General features: G+C 72.9%; 13 protein-coding genes. 9 read left to right on the top strand and 4 right to left on the bottom strand.

The genetic code is table 11. The annotated features are described in order from the left end of the window. Positions 1-20 precede the first annotated feature (20 nt). Complete coding sequence (locus ACFU5G_RS03245) at positions 21-497, bottom strand: nuclear transport factor 2 family protein (protein ID WP_377240730.1); 477 nt, start codon at positions 495-497, stop codon at positions 21-23. 118 nt (positions 498-615) lie between these two features. Here ACFU5G_RS03245 and ACFU5G_RS03240 point away from each other — a divergent pair, with 118 nt between their 5' ends. The 7 genes from ACFU5G_RS03240 to ACFU5G_RS03210 all read left to right on the top strand — a co-directional run bounded on the left by ACFU5G_RS03240 (position 616) and on the right by ACFU5G_RS03210 (position 9,728). After that, positions 616-1,197 carry a TetR/AcrR family transcriptional regulator gene (locus ACFU5G_RS03240; RefSeq protein WP_377240728.1) on the top strand — a complete coding sequence of 194 codons (582 nt, stop codon included), beginning with the start codon at positions 616-618 and terminating at the stop codon, positions 1,195-1,197. A gap of 198 nt (positions 1,198-1,395) precedes the next feature. Continuing rightward, positions 1,396-2,322, top strand: a complete 927-nt coding sequence (locus ACFU5G_RS03235) for a carbohydrate ABC transporter permease (protein WP_377240726.1) — start codon at positions 1,396-1,398, stop codon at positions 2,320-2,322. Continuing rightward, positions 2,319-3,245 carry a carbohydrate ABC transporter permease gene (locus tag ACFU5G_RS03230; RefSeq protein ID WP_377240724.1) on the top strand — a complete coding sequence of 309 codons (927 nt, stop codon included), beginning with the start codon at positions 2,319-2,321 and terminating at the stop codon, positions 3,243-3,245. Before ACFU5G_RS03235 ends, ACFU5G_RS03230 begins: the two co-directional genes overlap by 4 nt. Positions 3,246-3,319: 74 nt before the next feature. After that, complete coding sequence (locus tag ACFU5G_RS03225; protein ID WP_377240722.1) at positions 3,320-4,636, top strand: extracellular solute-binding protein; 1,317 nt, start codon at positions 3,320-3,322, stop codon at positions 4,634-4,636. Next, the gene (locus tag ACFU5G_RS03220) at positions 4,636-6,468 is read left to right on the top strand and encodes a BNR-4 repeat-containing protein (RefSeq protein WP_377240720.1); all 1,833 of its coding nucleotides are present in this window, start codon (positions 4,636-4,638) and stop codon (positions 6,466-6,468) included. The genes ACFU5G_RS03225 and ACFU5G_RS03220 overlap by 1 nt, the downstream gene beginning before the upstream one ends. A 66-nt stretch (positions 6,469-6,534) precedes the next feature. Then, a complete protein-coding gene (locus ACFU5G_RS03215; protein WP_377240718.1) occupies positions 6,535-8,817 on the top strand; it encodes an FAD-dependent oxidoreductase in 2,283 nt (760 codons plus the stop codon). A 56-nt stretch (positions 8,818-8,873) separates the two neighbouring features. Further along, positions 8,874-9,728, top strand: coding sequence for a LacI family DNA-binding transcriptional regulator (locus tag ACFU5G_RS03210; RefSeq protein ID WP_377240716.1), 855 nt, complete (start codon positions 8,874-8,876; stop codon positions 9,726-9,728). Between the two features lie 5 nt (positions 9,729-9,733). Here ACFU5G_RS03210 and ACFU5G_RS03205 read toward each other — a convergent pair whose 3' ends face one another. Next, positions 9,734-10,525, bottom strand: a complete 792-nt coding sequence (locus ACFU5G_RS03205) for a DeoR/GlpR family DNA-binding transcription regulator (RefSeq protein ID WP_121387223.1) — start codon at positions 10,523-10,525, stop codon at positions 9,734-9,736. Between the two features lie 83 nt (positions 10,526-10,608). On the opposite strand from ACFU5G_RS03205, the gene ACFU5G_RS03200 reads away from it, so the two are divergent. After that, complete coding sequence (locus ACFU5G_RS03200) at positions 10,609-11,670, top strand: acetylesterase (protein WP_377240714.1); 1,062 nt, start codon at positions 10,609-10,611, stop codon at positions 11,668-11,670. Here the strand turns inward: ACFU5G_RS03200 and map are convergent. Beyond that, entirely contained in the window at positions 11,654-12,436 is a 783-nt protein-coding gene (gene map / locus ACFU5G_RS03195; RefSeq protein ID WP_377240712.1) for a type I methionyl aminopeptidase, read from the bottom strand. The genes ACFU5G_RS03200 and map overlap by 17 nt on opposite strands. Before the next feature lie 67 nt (positions 12,437-12,503). Between map and ACFU5G_RS03190 the strand changes: the two genes are divergently transcribed. Continuing rightward, complete coding sequence (locus ACFU5G_RS03190) at positions 12,504-12,797, top strand: helix-turn-helix domain-containing protein (protein ID WP_377240710.1); 294 nt, start codon at positions 12,504-12,506, stop codon at positions 12,795-12,797. A gap of 8 nt (positions 12,798-12,805) precedes the next feature. Here the strand turns inward: ACFU5G_RS03190 and ACFU5G_RS03185 are convergent, their stop codons facing one another. Next, the gene (locus ACFU5G_RS03185; protein WP_377240708.1) at positions 12,806-14,473 is read right to left on the bottom strand and encodes an HNH endonuclease; all 1,668 of its coding nucleotides are present in this window, start codon (positions 14,471-14,473) and stop codon (positions 12,806-12,808) included. Positions 14,474-14,939 lie beyond the last annotated feature (466 nt).

The following is a 14,939-nucleotide window of genomic DNA, read 5'->3' as shown; positions in this document are numbered from 1 at the left end:
GCGGCGCACCCGTGTAGGGCCTAGATGCCCGCCAGCACGCTGGTGTCGCCCTCGGTCCAGGCGTTGTCGACGGTGACGCGCCGGATGAGCCAGCCCTCGCCACCGCGCACGAGCTCGACGTCGTAGCGGTTGGTCATCAGCACGTGACGCGAGTGGTCGCCCCGCGGCAGGTGCTGGCACGCGACGATCGCCTCCATGTGTGCGGTGTCGCCGTCGAGGGTCACCCGCGGGTTGCTCACCGAGTGCGTCGTGTCGAGCGCGCCGAGCGATTCGCCGAGCGCCGCCGCGATGGTCTCGCCGCCTTCGACCGGCGGGTACGCCTGACCGGCCTTGGCGGTCGCCGGGCCGAAGTCGGCGACGGCGTCGTGCGTGAAGGCGGAGGCGAGCAGCGCCCGGTCGCGCAGGTCGATCCCCGCCGCGTACCGGTAGAGGGTCTCCACCACCGCGAGCTTGTCCGCGGTGGCCTGGAGCGAGGTGATGCTGTCGGTGACCGACATGGTGGTTCCTTCGTCGAGGGGTGATGTGTTCTCCACGGTAGACCGCTATTCGACAGGTGTCGATTAGTTGGGCCGGTGACGAAGGGAACACGCCGGCCGCCTCCTGTACGGTGCGGTCATGGCCAGCGCTCACCCCTCGACGGCCGGGGAGGACCCGCGCTTCACGCGGTCCCGACGGGCCATCACGGACGCGCTGGCGGAGCTCCTGGGGCAGATGGGCCCCTACCCCTCGGTCGCGGCCGTGACCGAGGCCGCGGGCGTCCACCGCGCCACGTTCTACAACCACTTCCAGTCGGTCGAGGAGGCCGCCGTCTCCCTGATCCGGGAGGACTTCCGCGCCCTGCCGGCCCCGGAGCAGCCCGGCGCGGACCCGGCCGCCGTGGCGCTGGCGACGCTGAACGCCATGCTCGAGGTGCTGCGGCAGCGCCGCAACGTCTTCCTGGTGGCCTCGGCCTGGCGCTCACCGAGCGGGCTGACGGGGATCAGCGACCTCCTGGTGGACCAGGTGCACGACTTCCGGCGCCTGTCCGGCAGGACCACCGAGGACGCGGGGACCGACGTCGAGGACGTCTACACGGCCTGCGGGATCGCCGGCGTCCTGTCGGCCACCGTCGGCGGGAGCCTCGGCGACGAGCCGGAGGAGATCACCTCCCGGCTGTACGCCGTGCTGCCCGCCTGGATGCGGCAGCCCGCCACCTAGCCCGGCCCCGGATCCGACCGGCCAGGCCTCGGCACAGCGTGGCTCACTGAAAAATGATGTTGTGTTCTGTGAGTTTATGGAACTTTCTCTGTCGCGAACCTCGGCGCATTCGAGCACGCTGATTGACAGAACCGCACAGCATCGGCCATTGTTGCGGTCGCACCAGCCGCCCGCCCTCGACGACGAGGAACATCAGCGATGTCAGCTTCACAACTTGAGACTCTTCAGCACACTAGTTCACATTCCCCACCACGTCGGCTCAGCGACGGTCAGTTCGCCCTGCTCCTGCTCCTGCCCGGCGGTGCCCTGCTGCTCGGCGTCGTGCTCTACCCGCTCGTCGCGGCGCTGGTGACGGCGTTCTTCGAGCAGAGCCTGGTCGTCCCCGGCCGCACGTTCGTCGGCCTCGCGAACATCGTCGACGTCCTGACCGGCGACTTCCCCCGCCTGCTGTGGCAGACCCTGGTCTTCACGGTCGGCACGACGATCTTCCCGTTCGTCATCGGCTTCGCCCTGGCCCTCGCCCTGAACACCCGCATCCGCGGCGCCAAGGTGCTGCGCGGCCTCATGCTCATCCCCTGGCTCGTGCCCGGCGTCGTCGTCTCGTTCCTGTGGATGTGGATCTTCAACGCCAACTACGGCGTGCTGAACGCGCTCCTGGAGACGCTCGGCCTGATCGACGGACCCGTGGCCTGGCTCGCCCAGCCCGGCACCGCCATGACGGCGGTCGTGGTGGCCAAGACCTGGCAGTCCTTCCCCTGGATGATGGTCATGCTGCTGGCCGGCCTGCAGACGGTGCCCCGCGAGCTGCACGAGGCGGCGGAGATGGACGGCGCCGGCACGGTCCGCCGCTTCTTCTCGATCACGCTGCCCCAGGTCAAGGGCATCGTCGGCCTGGTGCTGCTGCTGGAGCTCATCTGGAACTTCCAGCACTTCGACATCATCTACGTCCTCACCGGGGGCGGCCCGGCCGGCGCCACGCAGACGTTCGCGACCGCCGTCTACGAGACCGCCTTCCACGGGTTCGACCTCGGGCACGCCGGCGCGCTCGGCCTGCTCTGGATGGTCCTGCTGATGGGCCTCGTCGTCGTCTACATCCGCTTCTCCGAGAAGGGAGAGGGCAAGTGAGCGCACTGACGCCGACCCGCACGCCCGCCCACCGTCCGCCGGCCGCGCCGGACTCCCCCGCCCCGGCGCGCAAGGTACGCCGCGGCGCGCTGCGCTCCGAGCGTCGCGGGGTGCGGATCTCCGCGTGGGCCGCCGTGGTGGTCTGCGGCGGGTTCGCCCTCCTGCCGGTCTACTGGCTGCTCGCCACCGCGCTCACGCCGCGCGAGCAGGTCTTCGCCTACCCGCCCCGGCTGTTCCCCGCGGCGCCGACGCTCGACGCGTTCGCCGCGCTGGCCGGCAACGAGCAGCTGTTCGTCTACCTGCGCAACAGCCTCCTGGTCTCGATGCTCACCGCCGTGCTGTCCGTGCTGGTCTCGGCGTACATGGGCTACTCGTTCTCCAAGTTCCGCTACCGCGGGCGCCGGTCGCTGATGTACTTCGTGCTGGCCTCGCAGATGTTCCCGCAGGCGCTGCTGCTGGTGACGCTGTACTCGCTGTTCAGCGCGTACGGCCTGCTCAACACCTACACCGCGCTGGTGCTGAGCTTCACCACGTTCACGCTGCCGCTGTGCGTGTGGATGCTCAAGGGGTTCTTCGACACCATCCCCGACGAGCTCATCGAGGCGGCCCGGGTGGACGGCGCCTCGCGGCTGCGGATCATCCACGCGATCGTGCTGCCGCTGTCGGCGCCGGGCCTCATCGCCGCCGGGCTGTTCGCCTTCGTGCGCGGCTGGAACGACTTCATCTTCGCCCTCACGCTCGCCGGCCCCGAGAAGCAGACCCTGCCGCCGGGCCTCGTGAACACGTTCGTGGGCGAGGCGTCCACCGCCTGGCCCGAGCTCATGGCCGCTTCCCTGGTGGTCTCGCTCCCGGTGGCCATCGCCTTCATCGCCCTGCAGAAGTACCTGGTCGGCGGCCTCACCGCCGGCGCAGTCAAGGGCTGACGGCGGGGCGCACCGTCGCCCCCGTCCCGGCCCCGCACCCCCCGTACGCCCACCCCTCATCGTGGAGGATTCCCATGCCTGCCTACCCCGCCCTCGACACCACCACCCTGTCCCGCCGTCGCCTGCTGCAGCTGCTCGGCCTCGGCGCGGGCACGCTCACCCTGGCCGCCTGCGTGCCCGAGGCCGGCCCCGCCGCGCCGCAGGCCGCGGGCACCGCCGCGGCCGGGGCCAAGACCGACTTCAGCTTCGCGTCCTGGTCGCTGACCGAGGAGACGGCCGCCCCGGCGATCCGCGAGCTGCTCGGCCAGTACGCGTCCGACAACGACGTCAAGGTCCGCGAGGTCTCCTACCCGTACAACGAGTACATCAGCCAGCTCACGCTCCAGGTCAAGGGCGGCCAGGTCACCGGCGCCGTGCACGTGGACGTCGCGTGGCTCGGCTCGCTGGCCGCGCTGGGCAAGCTGCAGGACCTCGGCCCGCTCGCCCAGGGCGCCGACTACACGCAGGCGGGGCTCACGGCGTCGCAGTTCGACGGCGTGCAGTACGGGCTGCCGTGGAACATCGGTGCGATCGGCCTCATCGCCAACTCCGGCCTCCTGGAGCAGGCCGGGATCGGCGAGGCGCCCACGACGGTCGACGAGTTCGAGGCCGCGCTCAAGGACCTCAAGAAGCTGGGCGGCGGTGTGGTGCCCTACGCCGCGTCCACCAAGGCGGCACAGCTCAAGGACGTGCTGATCTGGATGGAGACGTTCGGCAGCCCGCTGCTGGACGGCGGCAAGGTCACCATCGGCGACGACGCCAGCGTCGAGGCCGTCACCTGGTACAAGTCGCTCTACGACCAGGGCCTCATCGCGGCCGACGTCGACCGGTTCGACGCGCGGTCGCTGTTCGCCCAGGGCCGCGCCGCGATCTACGACGACGCGATCGTCGGCCGCGACGCCGTCGTCAGCGAGTCGCCCGACAAGAAGCTGGCGGACAAGCTCACGGCCTGGTCCCGCCCCGTGCTCGCGGCCGGCGACACGCCCCGCGCCTTGGTGTGGGGCGGCGCCCTCGCCGTCGTCCAGGGAGACGGCGCGGAGACCGCCGCCGACTTCGCGAGGTGGATGACGTCGGACGTCGAGGTCGCCAAGCAGTACTTCGCGGCGCGCGGCCTGCCGCCGGCCACCGAGTCGGCACTGGCACTGCCGGAGGTGGCGGACGACGCGTTCGGCGCGCAGTTCGCCGAGCGGATCACCGCCACGGCCACCACCAACCCGTTCTGGGTCTACCCGCAGTACGCCCAGATCGAGACCGTCATCGCCGAGCAGGTCCAGGCGGTGCTGGTGGGCAGCGCCGAGCCGAAGGCCGCCATGGAGAAGGCCGGCGCCGCCGCGCAGAAGCTGGTCGACTGATGCGCCGCCCCCACAACCCCGGCGCCCGGGCCGTCACGGCTGCCCTCGCGGCGGCCGTGACCATCGGTGCTGCCCTGCCGGCGTCGGCCGCGACGCACGCGGCGCAGGTCGACCAGCTGCCCTTCACCGTCGACTCGTCCAACCAGGCGGGCTGGTGGAAGCCGCTCGACGTGGTGGGCGGTGTCACCTACGTCGCCTACAACGCGCCCGGCCCCACGGCCGCGACGCACGAGGTGCACGTCGCCGCCCGCGGCGCCGACGGCGCCTGGACCGACGGCTGCCTGCGGGCGGCCGACGGCGCCTGCGTCACCTTCGCGGACGACAACGGCCACAACCAGCCCTCGATCGTGGTGGACGGAGACGGACACGTGCACGCGTTCGTCTCCATGCACCACGAGCAGTGGAACTACTTCCGCACCACGACGCCCGGCGACGTCACCTCGCTGGTGGACGTCTCGGCGCAGATGCCGGACCAGGACCTCGCCATCACCTACCCGGTGACCGCCCGCGGCGCGGACGGCGACGTCTACGTCATGGCCCGGGCCGGTGCGGACCAGCGCCAGGCCCGGACGGGCAACCTGTACCGCTTCGACACGTCGGCCGGCACGTGGTCGCGGGTCGCGGTGGTCGCCGACGCGGTGGGGCACTCGTTCTACCCGGACGACCTAAAGGTGGGCACCGACGGGCGCGTGCACGTGCTGTGGGAGTGGGGTCCCTGGCCCGCCGACCCGTCGCGGCACCTCGGCTCGTACGCCGTGTACGACCCGGCGGACGGCTCGTTCCGCGACGTGACGGGCGCGGCGCTCGCCACGCCGATCACGCCGTCGACGCCGGGCGCCGTCGTCTACCAGCCGTACGTGGAGGGCGAGGAGATCGGCTCGTACTGGCCCGCGCTGCAGACCGCGAAGCTGTCCGTGCACGGCGCCGAGCTCGACGGGATCGCCTACCGGTTCCGCACCGAGGGCGTCACCGCGTTCGACGGCTACGACGTCCGGTACGCCAGCTGGGACGGCGCCGCCTGGCAGCGCGAGACCGTGCTCGACCTGGCGGAGATCGGACCGGGCGTCGAGACGTCGGCGGCCATCGAGACGACGTCGGCGGGCGCCACCACGCGGGTGTACGCGGTGGTGGAGACCACCTCCTGCGTGACGGGCCAGCAGAGCGCCGTGGTGCGGGCCGAGCGGGTGCGCGGCGAGAGCACGTGGCGGTTCGGCACCGTGGGCGAGCCCCGGACGGGCGCGCAGCGGCTGAGCGCGGTGACCGGGCAGACCGGCACGGACCAGCTCTACGTCACGGTGCCGAGCGCCGGGCAGCTCTTCCACGCCACGCTCCCCCGCACCGGCGGCACCCCGGCGGGCACCACCGCGGCCCAGGTCGTCGCGGACCTGCGCGGCGAGGCCACCCGGGTCAACGTGGCCCGGGGCGCCGACGTGACCGTGTCCTCGACGCTGCGCGCCGACACCGGCGGCGGGCTCGCGGTGGACGGCTCCTGCACGGACGCCAGCCGCTGGATCTCCGCGCTCGACGACCCGCAGCCGGTGCTCACGGCCGACTGGGGCACCGCGACCGCCGTCGACACCGTGCGCGTGCGCAGCGGCTACAGCAAGGCGACCGGCACGGCCGACGTGCTGCGCGCCTTCTCGGTCGAGCTGCACACGGCCGACGGCTGGGTCCCGGTGGGCCAGGTCAGCGGCAACACGCAGGGCACGGTCACCCTCACGTTCCCCGCCACCACGGCCGACCAGGTGCGGCTGCTGGTCACCGACCCGTCGGCGTCGGCCACCGACGTCGCCCGGGTCTACGAGGTCGAGGCCCTCGCCGTCGACGGCTAGTCCCCGCTCCACCCCGCACACCCGCCCCGCACACCAGCACCAAGGAAACAAGGAAACAAGGAGAACATGCGCACCCAGACGGTAGAAGCCGACATCGTCGTCGTCGGAGGGGGCCTCGCCGGCGTCTGTGCCGCCGTCGCGGCCGCCCGGATGGGCCGGCAGGTCGTGCTGATCAACAACCGGCCGGTGCTCGGCGGCAACTCGTCGTCCGAGGTGCGGGTGTGGGTGTGCGGGGCGACCGCGCACGGCAACCAGCGATGGGCCCGGGAGACCGGGATCATCGGCGAGATGTACGTGGAGAACCAGTACCGCAACCCCGAGGGGAACCCGGTCTACTGGGACGACGTCGTGCTGGACACGGTGCGGCGCGAGCAGAACATCCGGCTGTTCCTGAACACCGACGTCCGCGAGGTGCGCGCCACGGGGCCGGACGACGCCCGGCGCATCGAGTCGGTGACCGGCTGGACCATGGCGTCGGAGATCCTGACGACGTTCACCGCGCCCGTCTTCCTGGACTGCACCGGCGACGGGCTCGTGGGCCACCTCGCGGGGGCGCGGTACCGGCTCGGCAAGGAGAGCCACGACGAGTTCGGCGAGGAGTGGGCGCCGCCGGAGGCGGTGCGCGAGTTCCTGGGCTCGACGCTGCTCTTCTACACGAAGGACCTGGGGCACCCGGTGAAGTACGTGGCGCCGGAGAGCGCCATCGACATCACGGGCACGCCCATCCCCGAGCACCGCATCATCCGCAGCGGCGACTCCGGGGCGCACTACTGGTGGATCGAGTGGGGCGGCGAGCTCGACACGGTCGATGACAACGAGCGCATCCGCGACGAGCTGCGCGGCGTCATCCTCGGCATCTGGGACCACATCAAGAACTCCGGCAAGTTCGACGCCGACAACCTGACCCTGGAGTGGATCGGCAACGTGCCCGGCAAGCGCGAGTACCGCCGGTTCGTGGGCGACTACACGCTGCACCAGGGCGACATCGTGGACCAGACCGAGTTCGCCGACGGCGTCGCGTTCGGCGGCTGGTCCATCGACCTGCACCCCGCGCAGGGGATGTACGCGCAGGGCGCCGGGGCGCTCCAGCGCTTCTCCGACGGCGTCTTCGAGATCCCCTACCGGTCCCTGTACTCCGTCAACGTGGAGAACATGCTGTTCGCGGGCCGCGACGTCTCGGCCACGCACATCGCGTTCGGCGCGGCGCGCGTCATGGCCACCTGCGGCGCCATGGGCCAGGCCGCGGGCACCGCGGCGGCCCTGTGCGTCGAGCACGGCACCTCGCCGCGCGGCGTGTACACCGACCACCTGGACGAGCTGCGCCAGACGCTGCTGGCCTGGGACGCTCCCCTGGTCGGCGTCGCGAACGCCGACGGGCGCGACCTGGCCCGCCGGGCCCGCGTCACCGCGTCCAGCACCGCGACGACCGTCGCGGCCCCCGTGGCCGCCGCGACCGGCGACCCCTACGACGACTTCGACGTGCACGACCTCGACGTCGACCTCGGCATCGCGCTGCCCGTGCACCCGCGGCTGGACAGCGTGGACCTGCTGGTCTCCGCCCGGAGCGACACGACGCTGCGCGTCGAGGTGTACTCCACCGGCAAGAAGCAGAACGTGGTGCCCGCGCACCTGGAGGCGGCCACCGACGTGGTGGTGCCCGCCGGCGACCACCGCTGGGTCACGGCCCACGTGCCGTTCGCCCCGGACACGCCGCAGAACGCCGTGGTGGTGCTGCGCGCCAACCCTGACCTGGCCGTGCACACCACCGCCGCCCTCCCGCCCGGGGTGCTCACCCTGGTACACCGCGTCGACAGCGACGACCAGAACGTGCAGATCAGCACCGACGAGCTGCTCGTGCAGTGGCCCACCAAGCCGCTGCGCGGCCGGTCGGTCGTCTTCCGGTCCGCGCCCGAGACCCGCGCCCTGGCCCCCGAGCGCGCCACCAGCGGGTACCACCGCAACCACGGCGGGCCGAACATGTGGGCCTCGGCGCCCCTGTCCGCCGGCCGCGAGGAGTGGCTGCGCCTCGACTGGGACGAGCCCGTCACCCCCGGCGAGGTGCGGGTCGTGCTCGACGACGACCTCGACGTCGAGCTGAACACGCTGCACCACCACCGCACCCCGCACGAGGTGCTGCCCACGCTGGTGCGCGACTACCGCGTCGAGGTGCTGCCGGCCGGCGACCAGGAGTGGGTCACCGTCGCGGCCGTCACCGACAACCGGCAGCGGCTGCGCGTGCACCCCCTGCCGGACGGCGTCGGCGCCGTCCGCTCCGCGCGTCTCGTGGTGGCCGCCACCAACGGCGCCGAGCAGGCCCGCGTCGTCGCGTTCCGGGTCCAGGAGCGATGATGCCCGTCGTGTCGCCGGTCCCCCGCCGCCGGGCGGGCACCACTACGCTGTCGGTCGTGCACAGGAAAGAGCGCACCGGGATCGTGGCGCTCGCCGTGCCGGACCTGGAGGAGCCGTACTTCGCCGAGCTGACGGCGCTGCTCGTGCGGCGCGCGGACCAGCGCGGACTGTCGGTGCTCATCCAGCAGACGGCCGGTGACCACGAGCGCGAGGTCAACGTCGCCAACGGCATCGGCCTGCCCCCGACGGACGGGCTGATCCACATCCCGCGCGCCCTGTCGGTGGCCGACCTGACGCGGCGCGCCACGCCCGGGCCGCTCGTGCTGCTGGGCGAGCACATCCTGGTCAGCCCGTTCACGCACGTCACCATCGACAACCGGGCCGCGTCGTACGCCGCGGCGGAGCACCTGGCAAAGGTCGGCTGCGGCCGCGTGGCGTACGTCGGCACCCGGGACGCGCGCCCGTCCGACGCCGCCGACCGGCGGTACACCGGCTACCGGGACGCCGTGGCGGCCCTCGGCCTGGCGCAGGACCCGGACCTGGTGGCGCAGGTCGACGCGTTCACGCCTGACGAGGGCCTGCGCGCGGTCGCGGACCTGGTGCGGCGTGGGGTCGCGTTCGACGGCCTGGTCTGCGCGAACGACTCCGTCGCGTTCGGCGCGCTGGTCGCGCTGGAGGCAGGCGGGCGCAGCGTGCCCGACGACGTGGCCGTGGTGGGCATCGACGACGTGCGCGGCGCGCGCTTCACCGTGCCCGCCCTGACGTCGGTCGCCCCGGACAAGGAGGCGCTGGTCGAGCGCGCGCTGAGCGAGCTCGAGCGGCAGATCGCCACCCCGCCCGGCGGCAACCTGCCCGTGGAGCACGTGGTGGTCGGGGCGCGCGTGGTGCCCCGGGCCAGCACGGCCCGGTGATCCGGTCAGTCCTCCGGCACGACGACGAGCTCGCCGACCTGGTCCGCCAGGGTCGCGCGTGCCGCCGCGTCCAGGCCGTCGTCGACCACCAGGCGCTCCACGTCGCGCAGGTCGACCACGGTGGTCAGCCCGACGACGCCCCACTTGGAGTGGTCGGCGAGCACGACCGCCTGGCCGCCGGCCGCGAGCAGGGCGCGGTCGGTCTCGGCCTCCAGGAGGTTGGGCGTGGTCAGGCCGGCCTGGAGGTCGATGCCGTGGGCGCCCAGGAACGCGATGTCGAGGTGCAGGTGCTCCAGCGAGCGCACGGCGACCGGCCCCACCAGGGAGTCGGACGGCGTCCGCACGCCGCCGGTCAGCACCACGGACTGGGTGTACGGCTCGTCGGACCGGTCGGGGCGGCGGAACACCTCGGCGACCGGCAGGGAGTTGGTCACCACGGTGAGCTCCGGCACGTCGCGCAGCTCCTGGGCCAGCACCCATGCCGTGGTGCCGCCGGACAGGCCCACCGCCATGCCGGGCTCCACCCAGGCCGCGGCGTGCCGCGCGATCGCGCGCTTCTGCTCGACCTGGTGGTGCATGCGCGTCACGAAGGTGCGGTCCTGCCGCGTCGTCTCGCTCTGCCGCGCAGTGGCGCCGCCGCGCACCTTGTCGAGCTTGCCGTGGTCGGCGAGCACGTCGATGTCGCGGCGCACCGTCATGGCGCTCACCCCGAGCTCGTCGGCGAGCTCCGCGATGCTCGCGGCGCCGCGCCGGGCGACCTCCTCGACGATCCGCGCCCTGCGCTCGGCGACCAGCACACCTACCCCTTTCGACGACCGGCTCAGTGTGCCACGAGCCGCGCACCGCGCCGTCGAACCGCGCCCTGCCCGAGGAGCTCCACGTGACCGTGACCGCCCCCGCCGACCTGCCGAGTCCGTACGACCGGTGGTTCCCCGGCAGCCCGATCGACGGCACCTACGGGTACGACCGGGACGCGCTGCTCGGCGTGGAGCCGGCCGCCGAGCCGGACGGCTTCGCCGACTTGTGGCGGTCCTGGTACGCGGCGGCGCGCGACGTCGCGCCCGACGTGGTGGCCGGGCCCGCCGTCCGCCAGGGCGCGCACGACGTCTCGGTCGTGACCTTCACGGCCGACGGCGGCCTGCGGCTGCGCGCCTGGGTGGCGCTGCCCGTCGGCGTCGAGCCGCGGTTGGGCGTGGTGCACAGCCACGGGTACGGCGGCCGGGACACACCGAGCTTCGAACGGGTGCCGCGCGACGCCGCCGCCGTCTTCCCCGTCGCGCGAGGGCTCGGCACGCTCAACGCGGGCGTGGGCGCCCCGGACACGAGCGCGCGGCACGTGCTGCACGGCTTCGGGTCGGTCGAGACGTACACCGTGGGCCGCAGCGCGGTGGACCTGTGGCACGCGGGGTCCGCCCTGCTGGACGTGCTGGCCCGGCGCGACGCCGCCCTGGGCGGCCTGCCGCTGTACTTCGTGGGCACGAGCTTCGGCGGCGGCATCGGCGCGCTGGCCGTGCCGTGGGACGACCGGTTCGTCGGCGCCACGCTGGAGGTGCCGACCTTCGGGCAGCACGACCTGCGCCTGCGCATGCCGTGCACCGGCAGCGGCGAGGCGGTGCGCCACCACGTGGCCGAGCACCCCGAGGCCCGCGCGGTGCTCGCGTTCCACGACGCGTCGGTGGCGGCCACCCACCTGCGGGTCCCGACCCGCGTCGAGTGCGCGGCCTGGGACGTGCACGTGCCGCCGCCGGGCCAGTTCGCGGTCGCGGCCGGGGTGGCGCGGGCCGAGGCCGCGGGCACGGGTGCGCGCCTGGAGCTCGCGGTGCACTCCGCCGGGCACGCGGAGTACCCCGGGATGGCGCGTGAGCTGGCAACGGCGTTCGCGGCGACGCGGGCGCACATGGGCGCGGCGGTGGAGGCCGCCGCCCCTACCTCGGCAGGGTGAGGATCTCGGCGCCGTCGTCCGTGATGGCGATGGTGTGCTCGCTGTGCGCGGTGCGGCAGCCGGTCGCGCTGCGCAGGGTCCAGCCGTCGGCGTCGACCACGAGCTCGTCGGTGTCGGTCATGACCCACGGCTCCAGCGCCAGCAGCAGGCCGGGGCGCAGCCGGTAGCCCCGGCCCGGCCGCCCCGTGTTCGAGACGTGCGGGTCCTGGTGCATGGTCGACCCGATGCCGTGCCCGCCGAACTCCGTGTTGATCGGGTAGCCCGCCGCGCCGAGCACGGTGCCGATGGCGTGCGAGAGGTCGCCGATGCGGGCCCCGGGGCCGGCGGCGGCGATGCCCGCGGCGAGCGCGCGCTCGGTGGCCTCGATGAGCGCGGCGCTCTCGGTGGCCTCGGGTCCGGACCCGGCTCCGCCCACGACGAAGCTGATCGCTGAGTCCGCGGCGATCCCGTCCAGGGAGACGGCGAGGTCGAGGGTGAGCAGGTCGCCGTCGGCCAGGGTGTAGTCGTGCGGCATCCCGTGCAGCACGGCGTCGTTCACGGCGGTGCAGATGTAGTGACCGAACGGCCCGCGGCCGAAGGACGGCGCGTAGTCGACGTAGCAGGACTGCGCCCCGGAGTCGGCGATCAGGTCCTTGGTCCAGCGGTCGATGTCCAGGAGGTTGGTGCCGGCCGTGGCGCGGTCGCGCAGCGTGCGCAGGAAGCCGCCGACCAGGGCGCCCGTCTCCCTGGCGCGGGCCAGCTCGGTGGGGTTGAGGATCTCGATCATGGGGTGCCCTTCGCATGCCTACCAATAACTATCCCGGCAATGTTATACCGGTATTAGAATCGGCGTCATGGTCAGGCTGCCGCTCACCCCCGCCGACGTCGAGCGCGGACAGCGCCTCGGCGCCCTCCTGCGCCGCGCCCGCGGGGACCGCTCGATGCTGGAGACCGCGCTCGACGCCCGCGTCTCCCCCGAGACCCTGCGCAAGATCGAGTCGGGTCGCGTGGCCACGCCCGCGTTCTCGACCATCGCGGCGATCGCCGGTGTGCTGGGCCTGTCCCTCGACGAGGTGTGGGCAGAGATCAGCCGGCCCGACGACGCCACCCAGGCGGGGCGCGACGCGAGGGACCGGCTGGTCTCGTAGCCGGTGCGTCAAGTGGGGTGGGTCCAGGAGAGATCCGGGTGACGGGACCGGGCGCGGGCTCGACCAGGTGACCGACTGGGTGGTTGCTGTGCCGGGCGGGGTTGGCGGGGTTGGCGTGGTGGTGGGCTCGGGCGGTAGGCGATTGCGCCTCGGTCGGGACTGGTCTGGCAGCCGATCTGGTAGCGGCTGCGTGGAGTGCGGCCGGGTGCGGGGCCGGTCATGCCGACCGCGGGGGTCCAGGGCGGGGTCGCAGTGCGGTCGGGGGTCGCGGCGCGGTTTCGGGCCGGGGTGGCATCCTGACCGTCGCTGGGCTCGCCCGTAGCCGACGTGCGCACGCCATCAGACGCGCCCACGTTCCGGTCGGGAAGCGTGCTGCGAACAGCGGGCGTCGCTCCGGGGGAGTCCGTACGGCCCGCCCTGGCTGGTGTCGGGGGTGTGGGCGCGACGGAGACGTAGGTGTGCCCGGTCGGGGTGATGGTCTCGACGGCGTGGAGGCCGTTGAGGTGGGTGGTCTTCTGGTGCCAGCCCGGTGCCTGCTTGGCGTGGTTGCAGCGGGCGCACAGGCCCTGGCCGTTGTCGAGACTCGTGGGGCCGCCCTGGGCGTGTGGCGTGATGTGGTCGGTGTGCCGGATCGGCGCGTCGCACCACGTGGTGGCACAGATGCCCTGCTCGCGGGCGCGCAGCAGGCTTGCGAGGCCCTGGGGGTGGAACCGGGACGTGGACGTGGTGGCCAGCAGCCGACCGTGCGGGTTGACGTAGATGCTCCGCAACCATGCCGTGTCGGTGTCGATCGCCTGGGCGGCAAGGTTGCGGGCGACCGGTGCCGGGAGGACGCCCGCACCGGCGGGTGCGCCCTCGACCACCACACCGGGCTGGTTGCCGCCGGCAAGGAGAGTCTCGTCAGAGACCAGCAGGTTGATCGTGACCGGCACATCGTTCGCCCGCCCGGGCTCACGGGCGGTGACGCGTTCGATCAGGGTGTCGGCCATGATCTGACCCACCCCACGCCCGTCACCCGACGCCTTGGCGGTATCGGCGTGGGTCTTGAGCTGGGCGTAAGCCTGCACACCCTGTGCCATCGGGACCAGGGCGGTCAGGTAGACCATCAGGTCGGGGGCCGGGCGGATCGAGACCCGCCGCTCCGAGACGGCCTTCGCGTTGCGCTTCACGCACGCGTGCACGTCCAACTGGGCGGCGAGTTCCTTGATCCGGGCGATCAGGCGCCTGGTGCCCATCCGGGCCAGTTCGGCCAGGTGGGCAGGTCCGCAGATCTCTTCGTCGATCAGGGCACGGTGCTCCAAGGACAGGTGCGACGTCTCCCGGACCAGGAGCGTGGCCCGCCATTGCGACAGCACCCCGGCCTGCAGGGCGGCGAACGTGCAAGGCATCTGGGTCACCCACACCCTGGACGCGGACACGAACCCGGCTCCGGCGTGCGGGCCGACCCGCAGCGCCGCACCGACCTGGTTCGGGACACCACGACCACGCCGCTCGGCCCGGATGCTCTGCGCGGCCTCACCAGAACGTGTCGCCTCGTCCAGCGCGACCGTGAGGCGGGCCTGGGTCGCCGTGATGGCGTTCTTCACGGACTCCAGCTCACCGAGCAGATCCACCCACTCGGCCTGCACCGCCCCTGGCGCAGAAGCAGGAGTGTCAGTGGCACCGGGCAAGATCATCTCTGCGAGGGCCTTCCGGACCGACCGCACCCCCGCGACATCGGCGGCTCCGCAGGGCGCGGACGCATCGGCGGCTCCCGCGGCGCCGGCCGCATCGCCAGCTCCCGCGGCACCGGACCCACCGGCGGCATCGGACGAACAGGCACCGTCCGGCAGCACCGACAAACCAGCACCGTCCAGCAGCACCGACGCGCCGGGTCGCCTCGACCCGCCAGACAGCCCCGGACCGTTCCCGGGCAGCACCGATCGAGCAGGCTGCTCGCCTGCTCGATCTGGTACTCCACCGGTTCGCGTCATGACATCAACATATGGCACACACGTACGCACCGCTCGCCGGACCGGCCCGATCTGCCATCAGCAGAATCCGGCTGCCGACCCTGTGGATAGCGGGACATCAGCGACCAGGATCTGCCCGCCCGTCTCGTCGATCGCGCCAGAAGCTCGCGGGTGCACGAACCTCACGGAC

The sequence above is a fragment of the Promicromonospora sp. NPDC057488 genome, from assembly GCF_042802395.1.
GTDB lineage: Bacteria > Actinomycetota > Actinomycetes > Actinomycetales > Cellulomonadaceae > Promicromonospora.
The sequence above is the reverse complement of the archived record's forward strand: the minus strand, read 5'-3'. Positions and strand labels throughout refer to the sequence as shown.

Bases quoted from the DNA above. Each gene is read 5' to 3' on its own strand.
- ACFU5G_RS03225 (WP_377240722.1), top strand. From the start codon at position 3,320: ATGCCTGCCTACCCCGCCCTCGACACCACCACCCTGTCCCGCCGTCGC.
- ACFU5G_RS03185 (WP_377240708.1), bottom strand. From the start codon at position 14,473: ATGATCTTGCCCGGTGCCACTGACACTCCTGCTTCTGCGCCAGGGGCG.
- ACFU5G_RS03220 (WP_377240720.1), top strand. From the start codon at position 4,636: ATGCGCCGCCCCCACAACCCCGGCGCCCGGGCCGTCACGGCTGCCCTC.
- ACFU5G_RS03190 (WP_377240710.1), top strand. From the start codon at position 12,504: ATGGTCAGGCTGCCGCTCACCCCCGCCGACGTCGAGCGCGGACAGCGC.
- ACFU5G_RS03215 (WP_377240718.1), top strand. From the start codon at position 6,535: ATGCGCACCCAGACGGTAGAAGCCGACATCGTCGTCGTCGGAGGGGGC.
- map (WP_377240712.1), bottom strand. From the start codon at position 12,436: ATGATCGAGATCCTCAACCCCACCGAGCTGGCCCGCGCCAGGGAGACG.
- ACFU5G_RS03245 (WP_377240730.1), bottom strand. From the start codon at position 497: ATGTCGGTCACCGACAGCATCACCTCGCTCCAGGCCACCGCGGACAAG.
- ACFU5G_RS03235 (WP_377240726.1), top strand. From the start codon at position 1,396: ATGTCAGCTTCACAACTTGAGACTCTTCAGCACACTAGTTCACATTCC.
- ACFU5G_RS03240 (WP_377240728.1), top strand. From the start codon at position 616: ATGGCCAGCGCTCACCCCTCGACGGCCGGGGAGGACCCGCGCTTCACG.